Source organism: Streptomyces sp. NPDC028928, assembly GCF_055564915.1.
This window is the reverse complement of sequence record NZ_JBVHVI010000011.1, coordinates 159,030-182,702: the sequence shown is the minus strand read 5'-3', so window position 1 is coordinate 182,702 and position 23,673 is coordinate 159,030. Positions and strand designations below refer to the sequence as shown.

Sequence of the window (23,673 nt, the reverse complement as noted above, 5' to 3'; positions counted from 1 at the left end):
CTTCGCCGGGCTCGGCGTCGCCGGGCTGCACAGCCGTACCGGGGCCGAACTGGGCGCGGGCTGGCTGGAAGCCGACCTCGGCCGCCCCGCAGAGGCAGCCGCACGCGCGCACGCGGTACTCACGGCCTACGAAAGCGCGGACGACGCCGACGAAACCGTCCGGGCCCGCCGGGACGAAGCCACGCAGATGCTGGAGGCGGCCCGCGAAGGCGCGGAGGCGGAACGGGACTGAGCGGCGGTCGCGTCACTCCACGCCGATGAGCAGGAGCGCGCCCTGCCTCCCGCCGCGGTAGGCGACCGTGTCCACCGCCAGGTAGGACTCCCGTACGTGTGTCTCCAGGTGCGCGGCGACGGTCTCGGGCGCCTCGTCGCCGACGACGAGGGTGACCAGCTCGCCGCCGGCCTGGAGCATGCGGTCCAGGACGGTCCGGGCGGTGGTGGTGACGTCCGCGCCGATCACCGCCACATCGCCGTCGATCAGGCCGAGCACGTCCCCGGCCTGGCAGATGCCGGCCGTCGTCCAGGACTCGTGCTCGGCGACGACGACCTCCGCGTAGCGGGTGGCGCCCGCCGCCGAGGTCATCTGGACCACGTCCTCGTCGAACCGGCGCTCCGGCTCGTGCACCGCGAGTGCGGCGATGCCCTGGACCGCCGAGCGGGTCGGGATCAGGGCGACGCGGATGCCCTCGGTGCGGGCCTGCTCGGCCGCGGCGGCGGCCGTGTGGCGCAGCTCGGCGTCGTTGGGCAGCAGCACGACCTCGCGCGCGTGGGCCCGCCGTACCGCCTGCACCAGCTCCCCGCTGGCGGGCGGCTCCCCGGGGCGCGCGAGGACGGTGGTCGCGCCCGCCTCGGTGTACAGCCCGGCCAGCCCCTCGCCCGGTACGACGGCGACGACCGCGCGCTGGGCACGCTCGCGCGGCGGGCGCTCGCGCCCGGTGTGCACGTCACCGAGCCCGAAGTGGGTGATCCGGATCCGGTACGGCCGCCCGGCCTCCACACCGGCCTCCACGGCGGCGCCCGCGTCGTCCACGTGCACATGGACGTTCCACAGCCCGTCGCCGCCGACGACGACCAGGGAGTCCCCGAGGGCGTCGAGCCGCGCCCGCAGCCGGGCCACGGCCGCGTCGTCGGCCTCCAGGAGGTAGATCACCTCGAACGCGGGGCCGCCGGCGTCGGACGGGCACTCCGGTGCCGTCTCCACGGCCGTCTCTATGCCCGTCCTTACGCGCGCGTGCGCGTCGGGCGCCTCCACGCGCGCGTGCGGGCCGTGCGGGCCGTACGGGTCAACCGTCTCGACGGGAACGGCAGCCGGGGACCGCGGCACCTCGCGTACCGCCTCCCCCGTGAACGCCTCCACCAGCGCCCCCAGCACCGTCACCAGTCCCCGTCCGCCCGCGTCGACCACGCCGGCCCGCTCCAGCACGGCCAGCTGGCCCGGGGTCGCGGCCAGGGCCGCCCGCGCGCCCTCGTAGGCGGCCCGGGCGACCGTCCCGCAGTCCCCTTCGGCTCCCTCGGCGGCGTCGGCGGCGGCCGAGGCGACCGTCAGAACCGTGCCCTCGACGGGGTGGGCCACGGCCTGCCGGGCGGAGTCCGCGGCCCGGCGCAGGGCCAGCCGCAGCGCCGAGCCGTCGGTGTGCGGGGAGTCACCGGCGTCCGCGAGCACCTGGGCCATGCCGCGCAGCAGTTGCGCGAGGATCGTCCCGGAGTTGCCCCGGGCCCCGATGAGCGCCCCGTGGGCCATGGCCCGCACGGCGTCGGCCAGGGCGGGCTCCCCGGCACCGGTGCCGTACCCGTCGAACACCGCCTCCACGGCCGTCGCCGCCGACTCCACGGTCAGATAGAGGTTGGTCCCGGTGTCGCCGTCGGCCACCGGATAGACGTTGATCGCGTCGATCTCCTCGCGGGCCCGGCCCAGTGCCCGGAGCGCCAGACCGCACCAGGTGCGCACCGCGAGAGCATCGAAGAATGTCTGCGGCACCTGCGCCACCTGCGCCTCCCTGAGCCGGCCGTACGTGGGACGCAGCGTAGACCCCGGACCGGTGCACTCCGGAAGAGGGCCGGGGGCGGGGCCCTGAGCTGCCATGGTAGTTTCGTTGCACGGACGCAGTCGTTGTATGCTGCTCCGGTTGCCCGATCCGATCGGGCCGTTCCCCTGGCAACGCCACTCAAGATCTCAGGTCTTAGGATCTCGATCCCGGCATGCCGGGATTAACCGTAAGTGCATCTGAAGTCTTTGGAGTGACCCGTGGCTGCCAACTGCGACGTCTGCGGCAAGGGGCCGGGCTTCGGCAACAACATCTCGCACTCGCACCGCCGTACGTCCCGTCGCTGGAACCCGAACATCCAGCGTGTGCGTACCGTGGTCGGCGGGACGCCGAAGCGCGTGAACGCTTGCACCTCGTGCATCAAGGCCGGCAAGGTCTCGCGCTGACGCTTCAGCTGAGCGCGCGGCCACTGTCTGCTGGTTCGCTGCACTGAGCCGGTCCACCTCCGGGTGGGCCGGCTTTTTGCCGTACCCACGACCGGCTGTGGCCTGCCAGAATCCACGGAATGCGCTTCGGCATCCTGGGCCCGGTCGAGATCCACACCGATGACGGCACCCCGCTCGACCCCGGCGGCCCCCGGCCCCGGGCCCTGCTCACGCTGCTGCTGCTCGATGCCGGCCGCCCGGTCTCCGTGGAGCGCCTCCTGGACGGCCTGTACGGCGCGGAGCCGCCCGCCGGGGCCGTGAGCGCGCTCCAGTCGCAGATCTCCCGCCTGCGCCGGCGGCTCGCGCCGCACGCCGGCATCGACGCCGTCCCCGCCGGATACGCCCTCGCCGTCGCCCCGGAGGCGGTCGACGCCCACCGTTTCGCCCGGCTGGCCGCCGAGGGCCGTACGGCGCTCGCCGCCGGCGACCACCCGCGGGCGGCGGCCCTCCTGCGCGACGCCCTCGCGCTGTGGCGGGGGCCGGCGCTGCCCGACCTGCCGGACGCGCACGCCGACCGGGTCCGGCTGGAGGAGCTGCGGCCGGCCGTCGTACAGGACCGGATCGAGGCCGAACTGGGGTCCGGAGGCGGGCCGGAGCTGGTGCCCGAGCTGCGGGCGCTGCTCCAGGGGCATCCGCTGGACGAACGGCTGTACGGGCAGCTGATGCGGGCCCTGCACGCGGCCGGACGGCCCGCCGAGGCGCTCGCGGTGTTCGACGACGCGCGGCGCACCCTCGCCGACGAGCTGGGCGCGGACCCCTCGCCGGAGCTGTCCGCGCTCCACCTCCGGTTGCTCCGGGACGGCACCGAGCCGCCGGCCCGGCCCCGGCTCCCGGCCCAGCTCACCCGGTTCGTGGGCCGCGAGGCCGAACTGACCCGCATCGCCCGCGCCCTGTCCGGCTCCCGCCTGGTGACACTGACCGGCCCCGGCGGCGTCGGCAAGACCCGCCTCGCCCTGGAAGCAGCCCGCACCCGCCCGGGTGCCGCCCCGGACGTCTGTCTGGTCGAGCTGGCGCCGGTCGCCGATGGTGGACGGATCCCGTACGCGGTGCTGGCGGCGCTCGGGGTGCGGGACGGGTTCCGCAGTCCGGCCACGGACGCCCTGGACCGGCTGCTGGAGGTGCTGGCGGACCGTGAGGTGCTGCTGGTGCTGGACAACTGCGAGCACCTGGTCGAGGCCGCCGCGCGCACGGCCGCGCTGCTCCTGGGCGCCTGCCCCGGGGTCCGGGTGCTGGCGACCAGCCGGGAGTCGCTGGGCATCACGGGCGAGGTGCTGGTGCCGGTACCGCCGCTGCCCGAGGAGCCCGCCGTGCGGCTGCTGCTGGACCGGGCGCGGGCGGTGCGGCCCGATTTCGACGGCCACGCGCGCGTGCCGGAGATCTGCCGCGCGCTGGACGGGCTGCCGCTGGCGATCGAGCTGGCGGCGGCCCGGCTGCGCACGCTCTCCGTGGACGAGCTGGCGGACCGGCTGCACGACCGGTTCCGGCTGCTCGCGCGCGGGGACCGTGCCAAGGCGCCCCGGCATCGCACGCTGCGCGCGGTGGTGGAGTGGAGCTGGGAGCTGCTGGACGCGGAGGAACGGGACCTGGCGAGCAGGCTGACCGTCTTCGCGGGCGGGGTCACCCTGGACGCCGTGGCGGCCGTGTGCGGGGTGCCGTACCCGGAGGACCCGCTGGCGTCCCTGGTGGAGAAGTCCTTCCTGGAGGTGTCCGACGGGCGCTACCGGATGCTGGAGACGATCCGTGCCTTCGCCGCCGAGGCCCTCACCGGCCCCCGGGAGCTGCGGGCCGCCCACGCCGCGTACTTCCTGCGGCTCGCCGAGGAGGCGGAGCCGCTGTTGCGCGGGGGCGACCAGCTGCCCTGGCTGGAGCGGCTGGCGGCCGAGCAGGAGAACCTGGACGCTGCCCTGCGGTATCTGACGGAGACCGCGCCCGGGGACGCGTTGCGGCTGACGACCGCGCTGACCTGGTTCCGGCGGCTGCGCGGCCTGCACGGCGACCGTGTGTCCGGCGCCCGGGCACTGCTCGCCGCGGCCGGGGCGAAGCCGCCTCCCGGACTGGCCGAGGAGTACGCGCTGTGCGTGATGAACGCCGTCTCCGGGCGGGGCGACGACCCGGAGGACGCCGGGCTGATCGCGCGCGCGGGTGCCCTCATGGCCTCCTTGGACCGTCCGCTGCGGCTGCCGTTCACGGTGATCCTGTGGTCCCTCACGGGCGGTCCCCGGCTGAGCGTGGACGCACGCGTGCGCGTGCAGCTGGACCGGGAGCCGTGGGGCCGGGCCCTGCTGGATCTGGGCCTCGCCTACCAGGAGCTGCTCGCGGGGCGCGCGGCGGCCGCGGAAGCGGGCTTCACACGCGCGTGGAAGGGTTTCCGGGGGACGGGCGACCGCTGGGGCATGGCCAACTGCCTCGATCCGCTGGGCGGGTTCGCGTACGGCCGGGGCGAGTACGCGCGGGCGCTGGCCCTGCTGGACGAGGGCCTGGTGCACGTCCGCGAGCTGGACGCGCCGGAGGAGACCGCCGACCTGCTGCGTACGCGGGCGATGGTGCTGCTGGCCCAGGGGGCGCCGGAGGAGGCGGCCGCGCACTTCACGCGCTCCGGCGAGCTGGCCCGTACCGCCGGGGCCACGGACAAGGTGGCCGGGGCGCTGCGCGGCCTGGGGGACGTGGCCCGGCTGGCCGGAGACACGGCACGCGCACGCGTGCACTACGAGAACGCCCTGGAGGCCTGCGCGGCCACCTGGTTCAGCGTCGGGGAGACGGCACGGATCCTCATCGGTCTGGGGCGCGCGTCCCTCGCCGAGGGTGACCCGGACACCGCCCGGGACTGGCTCGCCCAGGCCCGCGCGCAGGCCCTGGACCCGCCCGACCCGCTCCTGCTCGCCGATGTCGCGTACGCCCTCGCGGCCGCCGCCCCGCGGCCGGAGCGGGCGGCCGAACTCCTCGGCGCCGCCGCGGCCCTGCGCGGTGCGCCCCTGCGCGGGGACCCGGACGTCGCGCGGACGACGGAACACACGCGCGCGGGCCTGTCCCCCGAGGCGTACGCCACGGCCTACGGGAGAGGCCAGGGGCTGCGGTCAGCGGCGGTCAGCGAACGGTAGGCGGACGGTAAGCGGGGTCCGGGACCGTGGCCGGCATGACGAAGACACACGACCTCGGCCACCTGTCCGTCCTGATCTCCGGCGCCAGCGTCGCCGGCCCCGCCCTCGCCCTGAACCTGGCCCGCTACGGCGCCCGGGTCACGGTCGTGGAGAAGGCGCCCGCCCTGCGCGCCGGCGGCTTCGCGGTCGACTTCCGGGGGCACGTGCACCGTACGGTGCTCACCGCGATGGGCATCTGGGACGACGTCCACGCCCACCAGACCCGCATGGGCCCGCAGAGCGTCGTCGCCGCCGACGGCACCCCGCGGGTGGACCTGCCCGCGGAGATGATGAGCGGCGATGTGGAGATCTTCCGCGGCGACCTGGCCCGGATCATGTACGAGCGGACGAAGGACTCGGCGGAGTACGTCTTCGGCGACTCCGTCACGGCGCTGACCGACACCCCGCGGGGCGTCGAGGTCGCGTTCGAGCGGGGGGCGCCCCGCCGCTTCGACCTCGTCGTCGGCGCCGACGGCCTGCACTCGAACACCCGCCGGCTGGTCTTCGGGGACGAGTCCCGCTACCTGCGCTTCCTCGACCACTACGTGGCCGGCTTCACCCTCCCCAACCACCTGGGCCTGAACCGCACCGGCCGGCTGTACAGCGAGCCCGGTCGCTGTGTCGGCCTCAACAACTACGACGGCGACCCGGAGCGGGCCGGCGCCCTGCTGGTCTTCCGGTCCGAGCGGCTGGCGTACGACCGCCGGGACGTCGAGGCGCAGAAGCGGATCCTCACCGAGCGGTTCGCCGGGATGGGCTGGGAGACACCGGCCGTGCTGAGGGGTCTCGCGGAGACCGACGACCTGTACCTCGACGCCATCGCGCAGATCCACATCGACCGTCTCACCCGGGGCCGGGTGGCGCTGCTCGGGGATGCCGGGTACGGGGCGACGATGGGCGGCATGGGCACGGGCGTGGCGATCGTCGCCGCCTATGTCCTCGCCGGTGAGCTGGCCCTGGCGGGCGGCGAGCACCGGGTCGCGCTGGCCGCCTACGAGAGCCGGATCCGGGACTTCGCCAAGGGCTGCCAGAAGATCTCCGGCAACGCGGGGCCGTTCTTCGCGCCGGCCACCGAGCGGCGCATCCGCAGCCGGGACCGGATGTACCGGCTGCTCGGCTCGCGGATGCTGGCCGGGTTCTTCAAGCGGCTGACGGAGAGGGCGGCGACCGCCATCGACCTCAGGGAGTACCCCGCCTGAGCGCCCAGCCGTGGTCCACGGGTCCGATGCCGGCGCCGAGGGAGAACCCGGCGGCGATCGCCCCGGTGACGTACTCCTTGGCCGCCGTGACCGCCTCCGGCACGGACCGCCCCTCGGCCAGTCCGCAGGCGATCGCGGAGGCGAGGGTGCAGCCCGTGCCGTGGGTGTGCCGGTTGTCGTGGCGGGGCGCCCGGAGGACGTGTTCCTCGGTGCCGTCGGTGAGCAGGTCCACGGCGTCGCCCGCGAGGTGCCCGCCCTTGATCAGCACCCACCGCGGCCCGAACTCCAGCACGGCCGCGGCGGCCCGCCGTAGATCGTTCTCCGACTGGACGCGGACGCCGGTGAGTTGGGCGACCTCGTCCAGGTTCGGGGTGGCGACGGTGGCGGCCGGGAGCAGTTTCGTGCGTACGGAGTCCAGCGCGGAGGCGGCCAGCAGCGGGTCTCCGTGCTTGGAGACGCCGACCGGGTCGACCACGGCCGGCGCGTCCGTGCCGGAGATCAAATCGGCGACCGCCTCGACCAGTTCGGCGGAGGCCAGCATGCCGGTCTTCACGGCCTGGACGCCGATGTCGTCCACGACGCTGCGGTACTGGGCCCGCACCGCCTCCACCGGCAGCTCCCAGGCGCCCTGCACCCCCAGGGAGTTCTGCGCGGTCACCGCGGTGAGCACGCTCATGCCGTGCACGCCCAGCGCGAGCATCGTCTTCAGGTCGGCCTGGACGCCGGCGCCGCCGCCGGAGTCCGAGCCCGCCACCGTGAGCACCCGGGGGATCATGACTCGATGTCCCCGAAGTGGTCCCAGCCGCCCTTGCTGGTCCAGGGTGCCCCGTCGACCGTCACCTGGGGCAGCGCGGAGGGGTTGAGGACCTCGCCGATGACCTTCCAGCGGGCCGGAAGCTTGGCGTCCGGCGGGAAGGTGGCCACGATCGCGTGGTCCTCTCCCCCGGTCAGCACCCACTGCAGCGGGTCCACGCCGACGGCCTGCCCGATGTCGTTCATCTGCGTGGGGATGTCGATCGCGCCGGAGCGGATGTCGATACGGACCTTGCTGGCCTCGGCGATGTGCCCGAGGTCGGCGATCAGGCCGTCGCTGACGTCGCACATCGCGGTGGCGCCGAGCGCGGCGGCGGCCGGGCCCGCGTGGTACGGCGGCTCGGGGCGCCGGTGGGCCTCCACGAAGGCGCGCGGCGAGCGGAAACCGCGGGCGAGCACCGCGTACCCGGCCGCGGACCAGCCCAGCCAGCCGGTGACGGCCACGATGTCGCCGGGCTGGGCACCCGCGCGCGTGACGGGCTCCTGGTTGCGCAGATCACCGAGCGCGGTGATCGACACCATGATCGTGTCGCCGCGTACGACGTCCCCGCCGACCACGGCGGCGCCGGCGACCTGGCACTCGTCGCGCAGGCCGTCCATCAGCTCGGTGGGCCAGGTGACCGGTAGTTCGGCCGGGACGACCAGGCCGAGCAGCAGCGCGGTCGGTACGGCGCCCATCGCGGCGATGTCGGCGAGGTTCTGCGCGGCGGCCTTGCGGCCGACGTCGTAGGCCGTGGACCAGTCGCGGCGGAAGTGCCGGCCCTCCAGCAGGATGTCGGTGCTCGCCACCACCCGCCGGTCGGGCGCGGCGACCACCGCGGCGTCGTCGCCGGGGCCGACCCGGACCGCCGGGGTGGTGGTGAGACGGGAGGTCAGCTCCCTGATGAGCCCGAACTCACCTAGCTCACCCACTGTGCCCTTCATTGCCTCAAGCCCCTTCTGTGCCGTGCCCTGCCCGGTCGCGCGTCATCAGTGTCCCCGATACGGTCGAGAGGACCGTAAGCCGCGGTCCTCGATGACCGCCGGCCCGGTCGTCGATGACCGTCGGTACGGTCCGGGTGACCGTCAATGTCCGTCGTGCCTGCACCCTGGCGCGCAAGCCCGGTTCCCGCAGGTCTCCCCGCGGGGAGCGGCGACGCGATACCGTGGCGTTCCTTTCCCCCACATGATCCTCGTGGCCGCCCTGGAGGTTCCGTGGTACAGGCGTACATCCTGATCCAGACGGAGGTCGGCAAGGCGTCGACCGTCGCCGAGACGATCAGCAAGATCCCTGGAGTTCTCCAGGCGGAGGACGTGACGGGACCGTACGACGTGATCGTGCGCGCCCAGGCCGACACCGTCGACGAACTCGGCCGCATGGTGGTCGCCAAGGTCCAGCAGGTGGACGGCATCACGCGCACCCTGACCTGCCCGGTCGTCCATCTGTAGCCCCCGTCTACGCTGGGCCGGTGAACATCTTCCGTCACCGGCCTGTCCGCCTGCTCGCGCCCGCCCTGCTCATCGCGGTCGCGGGCTGCTCCACCGCGGACGACGGCGGCACCGTCGCGGCCCCCACCCCCGACGCGAAGACCGCCCCGCTCTGCCGTGACCTGGACAAGGTGCTGCCCCGGAAGGTGGACGGGCGAAGCCGCCAGGACCCCGAGCCCCGGTCCGCCTACACGGCGGGCTGGGGAAGCCCGGCGATCATACTGCGCTGCGGCATCGTCCGGCCGCCGAAGATGGTCGATCCCAAGGTCGCCCAGGGCAATGACCCGGACGCGGTCGGCGGCGGGGTCAACGGCGTGGACTGGCTGATGGAGAAGCAGGACGACGGGACGTGGCGGTTCACCACGTCCGGTCGTCGGGCGTATGTGCAGGTGACCCTGCCGAAGGAGCTGTCCGGGTCGGACGACAGCGCCCAGGTGCTGATGGACCTGGCGACGGCCGTCAAGAAGGCGGTCCCGGAGGGGATGGCCTCCATGCGGCACTGACCCGCCGCTGGGTCAGCGCAGCCCGGTCGGGCGGCGCAGCGCCGCCTGCACCAGGCGGTCCACCAGCTCGGGGTAGCTGATGCCGGTCTCCTGCCACATCTTCGGGTACATCGAGATCGGCGTGAAGCCGGGCATGGTGTTGATCTCGTTGATCACGAACTCGCCGTCCTCGGTGAGGAAGAAGTCCGCGCGGACCAGGCCCTCGCAGGAGGCCGCGTCGAACGCCTCGACCGCGAGCCGGCGCACCTCGGCGGTCTGCTCCTCGGTGAGCGGGGCCGGGACGACACCGGGCGTGGAGTCGATGTACTTGGCCTCGAAGTCGTAGTACGCGTGCGCGTCCGGCGGCGGGATCTCGGCCGGGACGGAGGCGCGCGGGCCGTCCTCGAACTCCAGGACGCCGCACTCGATCTCACGGCCCCGTACGGCCGCCTCGACGAGGATCTTCGGGTCGTGCGCCTGCGCCTCGGCGATCGCCTCGTCCAGGCCGGACAGGTCGTCGACCTTGGTGATGCCGATGGAGGAACCCGCGCGCGCGGGCTTCACGAACAGCGGCCAGCCGTGCTCACCGGCGAAGTCGACGATCTTCTTGCGGGCGGCGGACTCGTCCTGCGCCCACTCGCGGGGCCGGATCACCACGTACGGGCCGACCTTGAGCCCGAAGGAGGTGAACACCCGCTTCATGTACTCCTTGTCCTGGCCGACGGCCGAGGCGAGCACGCCCGAGCCGACGTACGGCACACCGGACAGCTCCAGCAGGCCCTGCAGGGTGCCGTCCTCGCCGTAGGGGCCGTGGAGCACCGGGAAGACCACGTCGACCTCGCCGAGCGCCTTGGGCACGGAGCCGGGCTCGCTGTAGACGACCTCGCGGTTCGCGGGGTCGACGGGGAGCACCACGCCGCCCTCGTGCGACTCCGCCAGCTCCTCCACGCTGGGGGTACGGCGGTCGGTGATGGCCATCCGCTCCGGCTCGTCGGCCGTCAGCGCCCAGCGGCCGTCCGCGGTGATGCCGATCGGCAGGACGTCGTACTTCGTCCGGTCGATGGCCTTGAGGACGGCGCCGGCGGTGACCACGGAGATCCCGTGTTCGGAGCTGCGGCCGCCGAACACGACGGCGACGCGCGGCTTGCGCGACGGCTGCTCAGGGCTCTGGGGAAGGTTCTCGGTGCTCATATCGGGTTGAGAGTACCCGCTGGTATCCCGCGAGTCAGCGCCCGCTCCACGGCCGTGACTCCGTGTCCCCCGGGCGGTCGCTCAGCGTCGCGCGCGGGTGGTTTCAGTGCCTTTCGGGCTTGGCGCTGCGGGCCATCAGCTCCTTGAGCGCGACGACCGGCGACTTGCCCTCGTGGACGATGCTGACGACCGTCTCGGTGATGGGCATGTCGACGCCGTGCCGGCGGGCCAGATCCAGCACGGACTCGCAGGACTTGACGCCCTCGGCGGTCTGCCTGGTGACCGCGATGGTCTCCTCCAGGGTCATGCCCTTGCCGAGGTTGGTGCCGAAGGTGTGGTTGCGCGACAGCGGCGAGGAGCAGGTGGCCACCAGGTCGCCCAGGCCCGCGAGTCCGGAGAAGGTCAGCGGGTCGGCGCCCATCGCGAGGCCGAGCCGGGTGGTCTCGGCGAGGCCGCGCGTGATGAGCGAGCCCTTGGCGTTGTCGCCCAGTCCCATGCCGTCGGCGATGCCGACCGCGAGCCCGATGACGTTCTTGACCGCACCGGCGAGTTCGCAGCCGACCACGTCGGTGTTGGTGTACGGCCGGAAGTACGGCGTGTGGCAGGCGGCCTGGAGCCGCTGGGCGACCCGCTCGTCGGTGCAGGCCACGACGGCCAGGGCGGGCATGCGGGCGGCGATCTCGCGGGCCAGGTTGGGTCCGGTGACGACCGCGATCCGGTCGGTGCCGACCTTGGCGACGTCCTCGATGACCTCGCTCATCCGCATGGTGGAGCCGAGTTCGACGCCCTTCATCAGGGAGACGAGCACGGTGTCCGGCGCGAGCAGCGGCGCCCACTCGGTGAGGTTGGCGCGCAGGGTCTGGGAGGGGACGGCGAGCACGGTGAAGTCCGCGTCCCTGAGGGCCTCGGCCGCGTCCGCGGTGGCGCGCAGGTTCTGCGGGAGTTCCACGCCGGGCAGGTAGTCGGGGTTGGTCCGGGTGGAGTTGACCGCCTCGGCCAGCTCCGGTCGGCGGGCCCACAGGGTCACGTCACAGCCGGCGTCGGCGAGGACCATGCCGAAGGCGGTGCCCCACGAACCGGTGCCCATGACGGCCGCCCGCACAGGCTTGCTCACTTGCTCTGCTCCTCCGCTTGCCGGCCCTGCGCCTGCGCCGGCGTCTGTGCCTGCGTCCGTGCCTTCGTCTGTGCCTGGGTGCGGCGCCGCTGCTCGATCCGCTCACGGCGCGGGTCGTACGGCGTCTCGGGCGCCTTCTCGCCGCGGATCTCCTCCAGCTGGCGGGTGATGGCCGCCATGATGACCTCGGTGGCCTCCTTGAGCACCTCCGGGGTCATCTCCCGGTCGTAGAAGCGGGAGAGGTCCACGGGCGGGCCCGCGAGCACGTGGTGCGTCTTGCGCGGGAAGAGGTTCGGCTTCTTGGCGTACGGCGGCAGCAGTTCGTTGGCGCCCCACTGGGCGACCGGGATGACCGGGCACTTGGTCTGCAGGGCGACCCGGGCGGCGCCGGTCTTGCCGGTCATGGGCCAGCCGTTCGGGTCGCGGGTGAGGGTGCCCTCGGGGTAGAAGGCCACGCACTCGCCGCGCTCAACGGCGTCGATCGCGGCCCGGAAGGCGCTCAGGGCGTCCGTGGACTCACGGTAGACGGGGATCTGCCCGGTGCCGCGCATCGCGGCACCGACGAATCCCTTCTTGAAAAGCCCGCTCTTCGCCAGGAATCGCGGCACCCGCCCGGTGTTGTACTGATAGTGCGCGTACGCGAAGGGGTCCAGGTGGGAATTGTGGTTCACCGCGGTGATAAATCCGCCCTCGGCCGGAATGTGCTCCATTCCACGCCAGTCCCGCTTGATCAGAACCACCAGCGGCGGTTTGCAGATCACCGCGGCGAAGCGGTACCAGAAGCCGATTCTGCGGCGGGGCACAAGGACACCTTCCTCTAGGACTGCCACCCCGGCGGGGGCCGCACAAGTGTGGCCCCGGGCCGCCGGTCTGTCGAGAACACCGTACGCCCCGCCACCGAACGCGCCAGATGGCGCGGGGGACAATGAGCGCGACGAGAGAGGGACGGTACGCCGGTGCAGTGGACCTTGGTCATCCCCCTGAAGCCCCTGGCGCGGGCCAAGAGCAGGCTCGCGGACACCGCCCACGACGGGGTGCGCCCGGGGCTGGCACTGGCGTTCGCGCAGGACACCGTCGGCGCGGCGCTGGCCTGCCCGGCGGTGGCGGATGTGGCGGTCGTCACGGACGACGAGCTGGCCGGCCGGGAGCTGGCCGCGCTGGGCGCGCGGATCCTCCCGGACGCCCCCCGCAGCGGCCTGAACGCCGCCCTGGCGCACGGCGCGGCCGCCGTGCGGTCGCTGCGCCCGGATACGCCGGTGGCGGCCCTGAACGCCGATCTGCCGGCCCTGCGGTCGCCGGAATTGGCCCGGGTGCTGGCCGCTGCCGCGGAATTCCCCCGGGCATTTCTGGCGGATGCGGCGGAACGGGGTACGACCCTGCTGGCCGCGAGTCCCGGCCGGGAATTGCAGCCGGCGTTCGGCATCGATTCCCGCTCCCGCCACCGCGCCTCCGGCGCGACGGAACTCGCGCTCACGGGGGTCGATTCGGTACGGCAGGACGTGGACACCGGAGACGATCTGCGCGCGGCACTGCGGCTCGGGGTGGGCCGGCACACGGCGACGGCATCGGCGGGCTTACTGATCCCGGGCTCCTGAAGGCGCCGCCCACGACCCTGAGGCGGAACCCGGATCCGCAGCGACCAGTAGGCTGCTGCCATGCAGGCCACCGCATACACCTACGACCCGGACACCCGCAGCGGTCAGGTGCTCCTCGACGACGGCACCCCGGTGCCCTTCGACACCGCCGCGTTCGACGCCGGAGGCCTGCGACTGCTGCGCCCCGGACAGCGCGTGCGGATCGAGACGGAGGGCGAGGGCGAGGCCGTGCGGATCACCCTCGTAACCCTTCAAACCCTGTAACTGCCCTTACACACGCCGCGGGCCGGGCTCCCCAGGGGAGTCCGGCCCGGCGCGTGAATGCCCTGGCGGCCTTACGACGTCGCCTTGCGGGCGGTGGTCTTCTTGGCGGTGGTCTTGCGGGCCGTCGACTTCTTGGCCGGGGCCTTCTTCGCGGTGACCTTCTTGGCCGGGGCCTTCTTGGCCGTCGCCTTCTTGGCGGTGGTCTTCTTCGCGGCGGTGGTCTTGGCGGCCGCCGTGGTCTTCTTGGCGGCGGGCGCCTTCTTCGCCGTGGTCTTCTTCGCGGCGGCCGTGGTCTTCTTCGCCGGTGCCGCCTTCTTGGCGGTGGTGGCCTTCTTCGCGGCGGCCTTGGTGGTCTTCTTGGCGGCGGCCTTCTTGACCGTCGTCGCCGCGGCGCCGCCGGTCAGGCTGCCCTTGGGCGCCTTCTTGACCGAGACCTCGCCCCCGCGCGGGAGCTTCTTCGAGCCGCTCACCAGGTCCTTGAAGCCCTGACCGGCGCGGAATCGCGGCACGGAGGTCTTCTTGACCCGAACCCGCTCGCCCGTCTGGGGGTTGCGGGCGTAGCGGGCGGGGCGGTCCACCTTCTCGAAGGACCCGAAGCCGGTGACCGAGACCCGCTCGCCCGCGACGACCGCGCGGACGATGGCGTCCAGGACATGATCGACAGCGTCGGCGGCCTGCTGGCGGCCACCCACCTTGTCGGCAATCGCTTCTACGAGCTGCGCCTTGTTCACGTCTTCCCCTTCGGAGACTTCGCCAGAACGAAAGTGTTCAAGCTTTTTCGCACGTTAGGCAGATATATACCGCAAATCAAACACGAAACGGGCTTATCACCCTTGTGCCGCAACGGACTCGGCCGTCCCGGACGGTTCAGCGGTCCTCTTCGGGGATCCGACCCGCGTCGAGGTCCGCCGTGAACCGATCGAGCCGGCTTGCCGCGTCGGCGAGATCGTGCTTGGCCGCGGCCGTAATGACCAGCAGCTTCCGGGTCAGCGCCATCCGTACGCCCTCCGGGACTTGCAGTGCGCGCACCCTTGCGTGCGCTTCCTTGAGTTGGTTCGCGACCGCCGTATAGAGCTGGAGTTGGCCGTCGTGTTCCATGCACAGATTGTGCCATCTGGGGCGAGTTGTCGCCTGCGCAGGGTGTAACTGCCGCCTCAAATGGCCTTGCAGGCACTTGCGGCGGACGCGAACACAGCACTCACGTACCCGGACAACAGCCTTCCTAACATGGGAAGTTGGGCTGACCTGGGCGTGATCGCAGGGCCGTTCGGGTGCAGACATGGCTGTACCCCCAATCGTGGCGATCGGGGGTACAGAGGGGGTGTTGCGGTGGCCGAAACCCGACCCGCTCGGGGGGTCCGGCCGAGCCGGATCAGACCTGGAGCGTGCGCGGCTTGTAGGCGGGGCGCTCGGCCTCGTAGGCGGCGATGTCGGCCTCGTTCTGGAGCGTGATGGAGATGTCGTCCAGGCCGTTCAGCAGCCGCCAGCGGGAGTTCTCGTCCAGCTCGAAGGAGGCGGTGATGCCCTCGGCGCGCACCTCACGCGCCTCAAGGTCCACAGTGACCTCAGCAGTGGGGTCCTGTTCGGTCAGCTCCCACAGCGCGTCCACGATCTTCTGGTCCAGGACCACCGTGAGCAGGCCGTTCTTCAGCGAGTTGCCGCGGAAGATGTCGGCGAAGCGGGAGGAGATCACGGCCTTGAAGCCGTAGTTCTGCAGCGCCCAGACGGCGTGCTCACGGGAGGAGCCGGTGCCGAAGTCGGGGCCGGCGACCAGGACGGTCGCACCCTGCCGCTCGGGGCGGTTGAGCACGAACTCGGGGTCCTTGCGCCAGGCCTCGAACAGACCGTCCTCGAAGCCGTCCCGGGTGACCTTCTTGAGCCAGTGAGCAGGGATGATCTGGTCGGTGTCGACGTTGCTGCGGCGCAGCGGGACGGCCCGGCCGGTGTGGGTGGTGAAGGCTTCCATGATTCTCAGACTCCAGCGGGCGCGGGGGCGTCGGTCAGGTCGGCGGGCGAGGCCAGGTGGCCCAGGACGGCGGTCGCGGCCGCGACCTGCGGCGACACCAGGTGCGTACGGCCGCCCTTGCCCTGCCGGCCCTCGAAGTTGCGGTTGGAGGTGGAGGCGGAGCGCTCGCCCGGGGCCAGCTGGTCGGGGTTCATGCCGAGGCACATCGAGCAGCCGGCGTGCCGCCATTCGGCGCCGGCCTCCTTGAAGACCACGTCCAGGCCCTCGGAGACGGCCTGCAGACCCACCCGCGCGGAGCCCGGGACGACCAGCATCCGTACGCCGTCGGCGACTTTGCGGCCCTTCAGCAGCTCGGCGGCGGCGCGCAGGTCCTCGATGCGGCCGTTGGTGCAGGAGCCTACGAAGACGGTGTCCACCTTGATGGAGCGCAGCGGCTGTCCGGCCTCCAACCCCATGTATTCCAGGGCCTTTTCGGCGGCGAGGCGCTCCGAAGCGTCTTCGTACGAAGCCGGGTCGGGGACGTTCGCCGAAAGCGGCGCACCCTGGCCGGGGTTGGTGCCCCAGGTGACGAACGGGGAGAGCGAGGCGGCGTCGATGTGGACCTCGGCGTCGAAGACGGCGTCCTCGTCGGTCCTCAGGGTCTTCCAGTACGCGACGGCCGCGTCCCAGTCGGCGCCCTCGGGGGCGTGCGGGCGGCCCTTCAGGTACGCGAAGGTGGTCTCGTCGGGGGCGATCATGCCCGCGCGGGCGCCGGCCTCGATCGACATGTTGCAGATGGTCATCCGGGCCTCCATCGAGAGCTTCTCGATGGCGGAGCCGCGGTACTCCAGGATGTAGCCCTGGCCGCCGCCGGTGCCGATCTTGGCGATGATCGCCAGGATCAGGTCCTTGGCGGTGACGCCCTCGGGCAGTTCGCCGTCGACCGTGATCGCCATGGTCTTCGGGCGGGCCAGCGGCAGCGTCTGGGTGGCCAGCACGTGCTCGACCTGGGAGGTGCCGATGCCGAACGCCAGCGCGCCGAAGGCGCCGTGCGTGGAGGTGTGCGAGTCGCCGCAGACGACGGTCGTGCCGGGCTGGGTCAGGCCCAGCTGGGGGCCGACGACGTGCACGACGCCCTGCTCGACGTCGCCCAGCGGGTGCAGCCGCACGCCGAACTCGGCGCAGTTCTTGCGCAGGGTCTCCAGCTGGGCGCGGGAGACGGGGTCGGCGATGGGCTTGTCGATGTCGAGGGTGGGGGTGTTGTGGTCCTCGGTCGCGATGGTGAGGTCGAGACGGCGCACCTGGCGGCCGCTCTTGCGGAGCCCGTCGAAGGCCTGGGGGCTGGTCACCTCGTGCAGCAGGTGCAGATCGATGTAGAGGAGGTCGGGCTCGCCCTCGGCGCGCCGGACGACATGGTCGTCCCAGACCTTCTCCGCGAGTGTCCTACCCATCGCTTTCCCTCCGGCCGGCAAGCGTCCACCGACCCAACTAGAGATCTTGAGGAGCGGTGGCTGCCCTCCTCGGGGCCCCTGAACGTCGTGATTCCGGGCGTCCACCGCCAGGCCCGTTGGTCTGCGGGCCGCTGTGTGATTCCAGGGTGGCGCGTTCCACGGAAAATTGAACTTGCGTTTCACAGAGTGAGACGTGAGTATCGTTGCATGGACAACAGTAGCGGCGTCGGCGTTCTGGACAAGGCGGCCCTCGTCCTGAGCGCTCTGGAGTCCGGTCCGGCCACCCTCGCGGGTCTGGTCGGAGCCACCGGACTGGCACGACCCACGGCCCACCGCCTGGCCGTGGCCCTGGAACACCACCGCATGGTGGCACGCGACATGCAGGGCCGGTTCATCCTCGGACCGCGCCTCGCGGAGCTCGCCGCGGCGGCGGGCGAGGACCGCCTGCTCGCGACGGCGGGCCCCGTGCTCACCCACCTCCGCGATGTCACCGGCGAGAGCGCGCAGCTCTACCGGCGCCAGGGTGACATGCGGATCTGTGTGGCCGCGGCGGAGCGCCTGTCCGGTCTGCGGGACACCGTCCCGGTCGGCTCCACGCTCACGATGAAGGCCGGCTCCTCCGCGCAGATCCTCCTGGCCTGGGAGGAGCCCGAGCGCCTGCACCGGGGCCTGCAGGGCGCCCGCTTCACGGCGACGGCCCTGTCGGGCGTACGGCGGCGCGGCTGGGCCCAGTCCATCGGCGAGCGCGAGCCGGGCGTCGCGTCCGTCTCCGCGCCCGTTCGCGGCCCCTCCAACCGCGTGGTGGCCGCCGTGTCCGTCTCCGGCCCCATCGAGCGCCTGACCCGCCACCCGGGCCGTATGCACGCCCAGGCGGTCATCGACGCGGCGGCCCGCCTCTCGGAGGCCCTGCGCCGCTCCGGCTGAGCCCGGCCGTACGGAGACGCCGTACCGAGACGCCGTACCGAGGCGCCGAGGAGGGCCTGCCCCAACGCCGCGGCAGGCCCTCCTCTGCTCCCCCGGTCCCCCCGATCTCCCCCCGTTCAGCCGGTCTTCCCGGCCACCGGACCCCGCTGCGAGCGGTACGAGAACCGGTCCTTCGCGTACCGGCCCCGCTTCTCCAGCGGCACCTGCCCGTACGCCTCGGCCAGACCGAACGCCGGCATGTCCCCGTAGATCGCCTCGTACGACCCCTCCGGCACCACGTACGTCTCGTGCCAGATGCCCACCTGCCCGCGCAGCTTCCCGGTCCGCTCCTTGCGGTTGAGCCGTGCCCAGGCCTTGTGGTGGAAGGCGTCCGGCGCGGTCGCGTAGGCGTACAGCTTCTCCTTGGACTCCCAGTACTGGACGATGTAGTAGCTCCGCGGCGACGCCGTCAGCATCACCTTGGCGCGCAGCCCCCGCGCGGGGTCCTTCTCCAGTTCCCGCAGCATGCGGAACATCGCCAGCATCACGGGCAGCCACAGATGCACCGCCCGGAAGCGGTGGATGCGCATGCCGATCAGCAGAACGACGACCTCGCCCTGCGCGTCAGCGGTCGTTCGGGACACCATGAGTTCCCCCTCGTCGGTGAGCGCCGCTATCCAAAGCCCGCATGCTTGGATAGTGCCGTTATCCAAGAAGGAGCGCAAGGGATGCGGCTTGCCGAGCTGAGCAGACGCAGCGGTGTGGCCACCGCGACGATCAAGTACTACCTGCGGGAAGGGCTGTTGCCACCGGGCCGCCAGGTCAACACGACGACGGCGGAGTACGACGAGGAGCACCTGCGCCGGCTGCGGCTGGTGCGCGCGATGATCCAGGTCGGCGGGCTCCCGGTGGCCACGGTCCGGGAGGTGCTCGGGCACGTGGACGACGACTCCCTGGGCCGCTCGATGCGCCTGGGCGCGGCCCTGTGGGCGCTGCCGCAGGTGCCGGAGCCGGACGAGGAGGACGAGTACGTCCGGGCCGCGCAGCAGGAGGTCGACGCGCTCCTGGACCGGCTCGGCTGGCAGAACGCCAGGCTGCTCGCGACCGTCTCCCCCGCGTACCGCTCGCTGGTGGTGGCGGTGGCCGCGTTCCGCCGGCTCGGGTACGAGTGGGGCTTCGAACTACTCGCCTCCTACGCCGAGTTGATGCACGAGGTGGCCAGGCTCGACCTGGACTTCGTGGAGACGCATCCGTCGGAGGCGGAGAAGGTGGAGACGGCGGTGCTCGGTGCGGTGCTGACCGAGCCGATGCTGCAGGCCCTGCGCCGGCTGGCCCAGGAGGAGGAGTCGACGCGGCGGTACGGCTTCGAGTAGCCGGCGCCGGGCACGACGAAGGCCCTCCGCCGAAGCGAAGGGCCTTCCTGTTGTACCCCCGACCGGATTCGAACCGGCGCTACCGCCTTGAGAGGGCGGCGTGCTAGGCCGCTACACAACGGGGGCGTGGACACTGCGTTTCCGCAGGTCCGAGCTGGTCTACCTGGACTCGAACCAAGACTAACTGAACCAGAATCAGTCGTGCTGCCAATTACACCATAGACCAATGATGGTTTAGACCAGTCAGTACCCCCGACCGGATTCGAACCGGCGCTACCGCCTTGAGAGGGCGGCGTGCTAGGCCGCTACACAACGGGGGCCCTAGCGATCCCGACAAGATCGAGATCAGTACCCCCGACCGGATTCGAACCGGCGCTACTGCCTTGAGAGGGCAGCGTGCTAGGCCGCTACACAACGGGGGCTTTGCAGATGAGCTCTGCGAGCTGGCCTACCTGGACTCGAACCAAGACTAACTGAACCAGAATCAGTCGTGCTGCCAATTACACCATAGGCCACTGGAACTCAACCCCCTGCGGGGTATTCGTTCTAGTCTGCTCCTCGGGGCTCCGGCCTTTCGGCCCGCTCCCCTCGGCGCAGAAAGAACATTACCCGAAGGTGGACGGGGCTCCAAAACGGGTATCCGCGCGGACGAGCGCCGGGAGTTCGGCGAGGGTCGAGATCCGGTGCGCGACGACCTCCCCGGCGGCCCGTACGCAGGCCCCTGCGCGGTCGATCCACACCGACAGCAGCCCGGCCTCGGCGGCGCCCCGCCCGTCGATCTCGGGGTGGTCGCCGACGTACGCCACCTCGTGCGGCGGCAGGCCCAGCGCCTCGCAGGACGCCAGGAAGGCGCCCGGCTCCGGCTTGGAGACGCCCAGCTCGGCGGCGCAGAGCACGGACTCGAAGCGGTCGAGCAGGCCGAGGGTGCGCAGCTTGTGCTCCTGGACGGTGATGCTGGAGTTGGACAGCACCGCGTGCCGGTGGCTGGCGGAGAGGGCCTCCAGGGCGGGCAGGACGTCCGGGAAGAGGCTCCAGGCGGCCTCGTAGTGCCCGACGTACCGCTGGAACCAGGCGTCGGCCTCGGCGTCGGTCAGCTCGGCGCCGAGAAAGACCCGCACCCGGTCGCGCCGCTGGTCCTGGAACGAGCACTCCCCCGCCGCGTACCGCGCCCACTGCCGATCGGTGATCTCCCGCCACCGCACGAGGGCCTGCGCGGGGCTGTCGTACCCGGCGAGCAGCCCCTCGGCCGCCAGATGCGCCCGCATCCCCTCACGGTCGGCGGTCGTGTAGTCGAACAGCGTGTCGTCCACGTCCCAGACCACGGCTCTGATCGTCATGACACCGACGGTACCGTCGGACGACTGGCAAACTGGGGGCCATGAACGAGTACCGCGTCCAGTTCACCGTCGAGGCCCGGGCGACGTACGACATGTTGCCTGGCACTCGCCGGGCTCAGCTGGACACGGCCCTGCGGATACTGGCCCGCGACCCGTTCCGCAAGACCTCGACTGCCCAGCTCGGCCCGGACGAGCATCTGCGCAAGGCGTACGTGGCCCCCGGTGTGGTGCTGGAGTACATGGTGGCCGGCGCGATCATGGTCATCGTCGTGCTGGAGATCTTCGACGAGAGCCACTACTTGGTCGACGAAGCCGACGCCCAGTGACCAACGCGACAGGGGCGGCACCCGGAGTTCCGGGTGCCGCCCCTGTCGGCGTGGTGATCGGTTACGCGGCCAGCTTCGCCAGCGCCGCGTCGATGCGGGCCAGCGTCTTCTCCTTGCCCAGGATCTCCAGGGACTCGAAGAGGGGCAGGCCGACGGTGCGGCCGGTGACGGCCACGCGGACCGGGGCCTGCGCCTTGCCGAGCTTCAGGCCGTGCGCCTCGCCGGCGGCCAGGACGGCCTCCTTGAGGGACTCGGCGGAGGTCCAGTCGGCCGCCTCCAGCTTCTCCCGGGCCGTGCGGAGCAGGGCGTCGCTGCCCTCCTTCATGGCCTTGGTCCACGAAGCCTCGTCGTGGACCGGCTGCGCGAGGAAGAGGAAGTCGACGTTGTCGGTGATCTCCGACAGGACCTTGAGGCGGGTCTGGGCGTGCGGGGCGATCGCCTGCCACCGCGCCTCGTCGAAGTCCTCCGGCGCCCACGGGGCGAACGGGGCCTTCAGCCACGGGCGGCAGCGCTCGGTGAACTCCTTCACATCCAGCATGCGGATGTGGTCGCCGTTGATCGCCTCGCACTTCTTCAGGTCGAAGCGCGCCGGGTTGGGGTTCACGTCGGAGATGTCGAAGGCCGCGACCATCTCCTCGATCGTGAAGATGTCCTGGTCCGCCGAGAGGGACCAGCCCAGCAGCGACAGGTAGTTGAGCAGGCCCTCGGGCAGGAAGCCCTGCTCCCGGTAGAGGTTGAGGGAGGACTGCGGGTCCCGCTTGGAGAGCTTCTTGTTGCCCTCGCCCATGACGTAGGGGAGATGACCGAACTGCGGGATCTGCTGCGCGATGCCCAGTTCGATCAGCGCCTTGTACAGGGCGATCTGGCGCGGGGTGGAGGAGAGCAGGTCCTCGCCGCGCAGGACGTGGGTGATCTCCATCAGGGCGTCGTCGACCGGGTTGACCAGCGTGTACAGCGGGGCGCCGTTCGCGCGGACGATGCCGTAGTCGGGCACGTTCTCCGGCGTGAAGGTCAGCTCGCCGCGGACCAGGTCGGTGAAGGTGATCGTCTCGTCCGGCATCCGGAAGCGGACGATCGGGGTGCGGCCCTGGGCCTGGTACTCCTCGACCTGCTCGGCGGTCAGCTCGCGGCAGTGGCCGTCGTAGCCGGAGGGCTTCCCGGCGGCGCGGGCGGCCTCGCGGCGGGTGTCCAGCTCCTCCTGGGAGCAGTAGCAGCGGTAGGCGTAGCCGCCGTCGAGGAGCTTCTGCGCGACGTCCTTGTAGATGTCCATGCGCTGCGACTGGCGGTACGGCGCGTGCGGGCCGCCGACCTCGGGGCCCTCGTCCCAGTCGAAACCGAGCCAGCGCATCGCGTCGAGCAGCTGGTTGTACGACTCCTCCGAGTCGCGGGCCGCGTCGGTGTCCTCGATGCGGAACACCAGGGTGCCCTGGTGGTGCCGGGCGAACGCCCAGTTGAACAGGGCGGTGCGGACCAGGCCCACGTGCGGGTTACCGGTGGGCGAGGGGCAGAAACGGACGCGTACGGGAGAGCCGGGTGCGCTAGCCACGCTTGACAACCTTGTTGGTGAGAGTGCCGATGCCTTCGATGGTGACGGCGACCTCGTCGCCGACACCTAGGGGGCCGACCCCCGCGGGGGTGCCGGTGAGGATGACGTCGCCGGGGAGCAGCGTCATGGCCTCGGAGATGTTGACGATCAGGTCCTCGATGGAGTGGATCATCTCGCTCGTGCGGCCCAGCTGGCGCTGTTCGCCGTTGACCGTGAGCTGGATGGTGAGGTCGTTCGCGGCGTCCACCGAGAGGTCCGTCTCCACCCACGGGCCGAGCGGGCAGGAGGTGTCGAAGCCCTTGGCCCGGGCCCACTGCTTCTCGCGCTTCTGCACGTCGCGGGCGGTGACGTCGTTGGCGCACGTGTATCCGAAGATCACGTCCTTGACGCGCTCGCGCGGGACCTCGCGGCACATGCGGCCGATGACGACGGCCAGCTCGGCCTCGTGGTGCAGGTCCTCGGAGAACGACGGGTACTGGATCTCGTCGCCGGGGCCGATCACGGAGGTGGAGGGCTTGAAGAAGGCGAACGGCGCCTCGGGGACCGCGTTGCCCAGCTCCTGGGCGTGCTCGCGGTAGTTGCGGGCGAAGGCCACGACCTTGTTGGGGAGCACCGGCGGGAGCAGCCTGACCTTGCTGAGCGGCACCTTCGTCCCGGACAGTTCGTAGTCCGCGAACGGGATGCCCTTGATGATGTCGAGGACGAGTTCGTCCTGCTTGTCGCCCTCGACCGCGCCGAAGGCTACGTTCCCGTCGATGGAGAACCTGGCGATGCGCACGGGATCCTTGCGCCCCTCACTGAGAACCGGCGTACTGACGCCTCAGGCTATCGGAGCTATGCGAAGTTGTTCGCTTCTGGGGGCATCACCGCAGGTCGGAGGCGGGTCACCCGGGATCGTGCGCCGTCTCTGCGGATAAGAGGAGCGGGGGGGGGGGGGGGGGGGGGGGGGGGGGGGGGGGGGGGGGGGGGGCGCCGGGGGGGGGGGGGGGGGGGGCCCCTTCGGATCTTTGCTTGGCGTGCTTAAACGAGTTCACTGGTTAGCTAGTGCCCGGAGCGGCGG

General features: G+C 71.9%; 24 protein-coding genes and 5 tRNA genes. 10 read left to right on the top strand and 19 right to left on the bottom strand.

Annotated features, from left to right (window positions below; all coding sequences use genetic code 11):
• Positions 1-244: 244 nt before the first annotated feature.
• A complete protein-coding gene (locus ACZ4U1_RS26220) occupies positions 245-1,987 on the bottom strand; it encodes a DAK2 domain-containing protein (protein ID WP_467906454.1) in 1,743 nt (580 codons plus the stop codon).
• Positions 1,988-2,245: 258 nt separating this feature from the next.
• Here ACZ4U1_RS26220 and rpmB point away from each other — a divergent pair, with 258 nt between their 5' ends.
• From rpmB to ACZ4U1_RS26205, 3 genes are all read left to right on the top strand, one after another.
• A complete protein-coding gene (gene rpmB / locus ACZ4U1_RS26215; RefSeq protein WP_003993230.1) occupies positions 2,246-2,431 on the top strand; it encodes a 50S ribosomal protein L28 in 186 nt (61 codons plus the stop codon).
• Positions 2,432-2,550: 119 nt separating this feature from the next.
• Positions 2,551-5,568 (top strand): AfsR/SARP family transcriptional regulator, encoded by a 3,018-nt coding sequence (locus tag ACZ4U1_RS26210; protein WP_467906453.1) that lies wholly within the window; start codon positions 2,551-2,553, stop codon positions 5,566-5,568.
• A gap of 35 nt (positions 5,569-5,603) precedes the next feature.
• A complete protein-coding gene (locus tag ACZ4U1_RS26205) occupies positions 5,604-6,806 on the top strand; it encodes an FAD-dependent monooxygenase (RefSeq protein ID WP_467906451.1) in 1,203 nt (400 codons plus the stop codon).
• Here ACZ4U1_RS26205 and thiD read toward each other — a convergent pair.
• Together thiD and ACZ4U1_RS26195 are read right to left on the bottom strand one after the other, a co-directional pair.
• Positions 6,787-7,581 carry a bifunctional hydroxymethylpyrimidine kinase/phosphomethylpyrimidine kinase gene (gene thiD, locus ACZ4U1_RS26200; RefSeq protein ID WP_467906449.1) on the bottom strand — a complete coding sequence of 265 codons (795 nt, stop codon included), beginning with the start codon at positions 7,579-7,581 and terminating at the stop codon, positions 6,787-6,789. The genes ACZ4U1_RS26205 and thiD overlap by 20 nt on opposite strands.
• Positions 7,578-8,543 carry a thiamine-phosphate kinase gene (locus tag ACZ4U1_RS26195; protein ID WP_467906448.1) on the bottom strand — a complete coding sequence of 322 codons (966 nt, stop codon included), beginning with the start codon at positions 8,541-8,543 and terminating at the stop codon, positions 7,578-7,580. Before ACZ4U1_RS26195 ends, thiD begins: the two co-directional genes overlap by 4 nt.
• Positions 8,544-8,813: 270 nt before the next feature.
• Here ACZ4U1_RS26195 and ACZ4U1_RS26190 point away from each other — a divergent pair, with 270 nt between their 5' ends.
• Positions 8,814-9,047: an Lrp/AsnC family transcriptional regulator gene (locus tag ACZ4U1_RS26190; protein WP_059252806.1), complete on the top strand. Its 234-nt coding sequence runs from the start codon at positions 8,814-8,816 to the stop codon at positions 9,045-9,047.
• A 20-nt stretch (positions 9,048-9,067) separates the two neighbouring features.
• Entirely contained in the window at positions 9,068-9,589 is a 522-nt protein-coding gene (locus ACZ4U1_RS26185; protein ID WP_467906447.1) for a DUF3515 domain-containing protein, read from the top strand.
• A gap of 12 nt (positions 9,590-9,601) precedes the next feature.
• Here ACZ4U1_RS26185 and ACZ4U1_RS26180 read toward each other — a convergent pair whose 3' ends face one another.
• The 3 genes from ACZ4U1_RS26180 to ACZ4U1_RS26170 all read right to left on the bottom strand — a co-directional run bounded on the left by ACZ4U1_RS26180 (position 9,602) and on the right by ACZ4U1_RS26170 (position 12,676).
• Entirely contained in the window at positions 9,602-10,759 is a 1,158-nt protein-coding gene (locus ACZ4U1_RS26180; protein ID WP_467906446.1) for a D-alanine--D-alanine ligase family protein, read from the bottom strand.
• A gap of 103 nt (positions 10,760-10,862) precedes the next feature.
• Positions 10,863-11,873: an NAD(P)H-dependent glycerol-3-phosphate dehydrogenase gene (locus ACZ4U1_RS26175; protein ID WP_467906444.1), complete on the bottom strand. Its 1,011-nt coding sequence runs from the start codon at positions 11,871-11,873 to the stop codon at positions 10,863-10,865.
• On the bottom strand, positions 11,870-12,676 hold the full coding sequence (locus tag ACZ4U1_RS26170) for a lysophospholipid acyltransferase family protein (RefSeq protein ID WP_467906443.1): 807 nt from the start codon (positions 12,674-12,676) through the stop codon (positions 11,870-11,872). The genes ACZ4U1_RS26175 and ACZ4U1_RS26170 overlap by 4 nt, the downstream gene beginning before the upstream one ends.
• Positions 12,677-12,829: 153 nt before the next feature.
• Here ACZ4U1_RS26170 and cofC point away from each other — a divergent pair, with 153 nt between their 5' ends.
• Positions 12,830-13,468 (top strand): 2-phospho-L-lactate guanylyltransferase, encoded by a 639-nt coding sequence (gene cofC, locus ACZ4U1_RS26165; RefSeq protein ID WP_467906441.1) that lies wholly within the window; start codon positions 12,830-12,832, stop codon positions 13,466-13,468.
• A 60-nt stretch (positions 13,469-13,528) separates the two neighbouring features.
• Complete coding sequence (locus tag ACZ4U1_RS26160; RefSeq protein WP_467906440.1) at positions 13,529-13,732, top strand: hypothetical protein; 204 nt, start codon at positions 13,529-13,531, stop codon at positions 13,730-13,732.
• A gap of 71 nt (positions 13,733-13,803) precedes the next feature.
• Here the strand turns inward: ACZ4U1_RS26160 and ACZ4U1_RS26155 are convergent, their stop codons facing one another.
• The 4 genes from ACZ4U1_RS26155 to leuC all read right to left on the bottom strand — a co-directional run bounded on the left by ACZ4U1_RS26155 (position 13,804) and on the right by leuC (position 17,128).
• Positions 13,804-14,463 (bottom strand): HU family DNA-binding protein, encoded by a 660-nt coding sequence (locus ACZ4U1_RS26155; protein WP_467906438.1) that lies wholly within the window; start codon positions 14,461-14,463, stop codon positions 13,804-13,806.
• A gap of 136 nt (positions 14,464-14,599) precedes the next feature.
• Complete coding sequence (locus tag ACZ4U1_RS26150) at positions 14,600-14,830, bottom strand: SCO5555 family protein (protein ID WP_467906437.1); 231 nt, start codon at positions 14,828-14,830, stop codon at positions 14,600-14,602.
• 274 nt (positions 14,831-15,104) lie between these two features.
• A complete protein-coding gene (gene leuD, locus ACZ4U1_RS26145) occupies positions 15,105-15,698 on the bottom strand; it encodes a 3-isopropylmalate dehydratase small subunit (RefSeq protein WP_467906435.1) in 594 nt (197 codons plus the stop codon).
• 5 nt (positions 15,699-15,703) lie between these two features.
• Positions 15,704-17,128 carry a 3-isopropylmalate dehydratase large subunit gene (leuC, locus tag ACZ4U1_RS26140; protein WP_467906434.1) on the bottom strand — a complete coding sequence of 475 codons (1,425 nt, stop codon included), beginning with the start codon at positions 17,126-17,128 and terminating at the stop codon, positions 15,704-15,706.
• 207 nt (positions 17,129-17,335) lie between these two features.
• On the opposite strand from leuC, the gene ndgR reads away from it, so the two are divergent.
• Positions 17,336-18,052 carry an IclR family transcriptional regulator NdgR gene (gene ndgR, locus ACZ4U1_RS26135; protein ID WP_023546516.1) on the top strand — a complete coding sequence of 239 codons (717 nt, stop codon included), beginning with the start codon at positions 17,336-17,338 and terminating at the stop codon, positions 18,050-18,052.
• Positions 18,053-18,168: 116 nt separating this feature from the next.
• Here the strand turns inward: ndgR and ACZ4U1_RS26130 are convergent, their stop codons facing one another.
• Positions 18,169-18,678, bottom strand: a complete 510-nt coding sequence (locus ACZ4U1_RS26130; protein WP_467906432.1) for a DUF4188 domain-containing protein — start codon at positions 18,676-18,678, stop codon at positions 18,169-18,171.
• Positions 18,679-18,759: 81 nt separating this feature from the next.
• On the opposite strand from ACZ4U1_RS26130, the gene ACZ4U1_RS26125 reads away from it, so the two are divergent.
• The gene (locus ACZ4U1_RS26125) at positions 18,760-19,404 is read left to right on the top strand and encodes a MerR family transcriptional regulator (protein ID WP_467906430.1); all 645 of its coding nucleotides are present in this window, start codon (positions 18,760-18,762) and stop codon (positions 19,402-19,404) included.
• 53 nt (positions 19,405-19,457) lie between these two features.
• Here ACZ4U1_RS26125 and ACZ4U1_RS26120 read toward each other — a convergent pair.
• The 6 genes from ACZ4U1_RS26120 to ACZ4U1_RS26095 all read right to left on the bottom strand — a co-directional run bounded on the left by ACZ4U1_RS26120 (position 19,458) and on the right by ACZ4U1_RS26095 (position 20,741).
• Positions 19,458-19,530 (bottom strand) — tRNA-Glu (locus ACZ4U1_RS26120).
• 28 nt (positions 19,531-19,558) lie between these two features.
• Positions 19,559-19,630, bottom strand: a tRNA-Gln gene (locus ACZ4U1_RS26115).
• Between the two features lie 21 nt (positions 19,631-19,651).
• Positions 19,652-19,724: transfer RNA gene (locus ACZ4U1_RS26110), tRNA-Glu, on the bottom strand.
• 29 nt (positions 19,725-19,753) lie between these two features.
• Positions 19,754-19,826: transfer RNA gene (locus ACZ4U1_RS26105), tRNA-Glu, on the bottom strand.
• Positions 19,827-19,847: 21 nt separating this feature from the next.
• Positions 19,848-19,919, bottom strand: a tRNA-Gln gene (locus ACZ4U1_RS26100).
• 90 nt (positions 19,920-20,009) lie between these two features.
• Positions 20,010-20,741 (bottom strand): HAD family hydrolase, encoded by a 732-nt coding sequence (locus ACZ4U1_RS26095; protein ID WP_467906429.1) that lies wholly within the window; start codon positions 20,739-20,741, stop codon positions 20,010-20,012.
• Between the two features lie 41 nt (positions 20,742-20,782).
• Between ACZ4U1_RS26095 and ACZ4U1_RS26090 the strand changes: the two genes are divergently transcribed.
• Entirely contained in the window at positions 20,783-21,067 is a 285-nt protein-coding gene (locus ACZ4U1_RS26090) for a hypothetical protein (protein ID WP_467906427.1), read from the top strand.
• Between the two features lie 61 nt (positions 21,068-21,128).
• Here ACZ4U1_RS26090 and gltX read toward each other — a convergent pair whose 3' ends face one another.
• Positions 21,129-22,613 carry a glutamate--tRNA ligase gene (gltX, locus tag ACZ4U1_RS26085; protein WP_467906426.1) on the bottom strand — a complete coding sequence of 495 codons (1,485 nt, stop codon included), beginning with the start codon at positions 22,611-22,613 and terminating at the stop codon, positions 21,129-21,131.
• Positions 22,606-23,391, bottom strand: a complete 786-nt coding sequence (locus ACZ4U1_RS26080; protein WP_467906424.1) for a fumarylacetoacetate hydrolase family protein — start codon at positions 23,389-23,391, stop codon at positions 22,606-22,608. The genes gltX and ACZ4U1_RS26080 overlap by 8 nt, the downstream gene beginning before the upstream one ends.
• Positions 23,392-23,673 lie beyond the last annotated feature (282 nt).

Bases quoted from the DNA above. Each gene is read 5' to 3' on its own strand.
- ACZ4U1_RS26195 (WP_467906448.1), bottom strand. From the start codon at position 8,543: ATGAAGGGCACAGTGGGTGAGCTAGGTGAGTTCGGGCTCATCAGGGAG.
- ACZ4U1_RS26125 (WP_467906430.1), top strand. From the start codon at position 18,760: ATGCGGCTTGCCGAGCTGAGCAGACGCAGCGGTGTGGCCACCGCGACG.
- leuC (WP_467906434.1), bottom strand. From the start codon at position 17,128: ATGGGTAGGACACTCGCGGAGAAGGTCTGGGACGACCATGTCGTCCGG.
- ACZ4U1_RS26210 (WP_467906453.1), top strand. From the start codon at position 2,551: ATGCGCTTCGGCATCCTGGGCCCGGTCGAGATCCACACCGATGACGGC.
- ACZ4U1_RS26180 (WP_467906446.1), bottom strand. From the start codon at position 10,759: ATGAGCACCGAGAACCTTCCCCAGAGCCCTGAGCAGCCGTCGCGCAAG.
- ACZ4U1_RS26095 (WP_467906429.1), bottom strand. From the start codon at position 20,741: ATGACGATCAGAGCCGTGGTCTGGGACGTGGACGACACGCTGTTCGAC.
- ACZ4U1_RS26205 (WP_467906451.1), top strand. From the start codon at position 5,604: ATGACGAAGACACACGACCTCGGCCACCTGTCCGTCCTGATCTCCGGC.
- ACZ4U1_RS26090 (WP_467906427.1), top strand. From the start codon at position 20,783: ATGAACGAGTACCGCGTCCAGTTCACCGTCGAGGCCCGGGCGACGTAC.
- ACZ4U1_RS26150 (WP_467906437.1), bottom strand. From the start codon at position 14,830: ATGGAACACGACGGCCAACTCCAGCTCTATACGGCGGTCGCGAACCAA.
- leuD (WP_467906435.1), bottom strand. From the start codon at position 15,698: ATGGAAGCCTTCACCACCCACACCGGCCGGGCCGTCCCGCTGCGCCGC.
- ndgR (WP_023546516.1), top strand. From the start codon at position 17,336: ATGGACAACAGTAGCGGCGTCGGCGTTCTGGACAAGGCGGCCCTCGTC.
- thiD (WP_467906449.1), bottom strand. From the start codon at position 7,581: ATGATCCCCCGGGTGCTCACGGTGGCGGGCTCGGACTCCGGCGGCGGC.
- ACZ4U1_RS26160 (WP_467906440.1), top strand. From the start codon at position 13,529: ATGCAGGCCACCGCATACACCTACGACCCGGACACCCGCAGCGGTCAG.
- ACZ4U1_RS26130 (WP_467906432.1), bottom strand. From the start codon at position 18,678: ATGGTGTCCCGAACGACCGCTGACGCGCAGGGCGAGGTCGTCGTTCTG.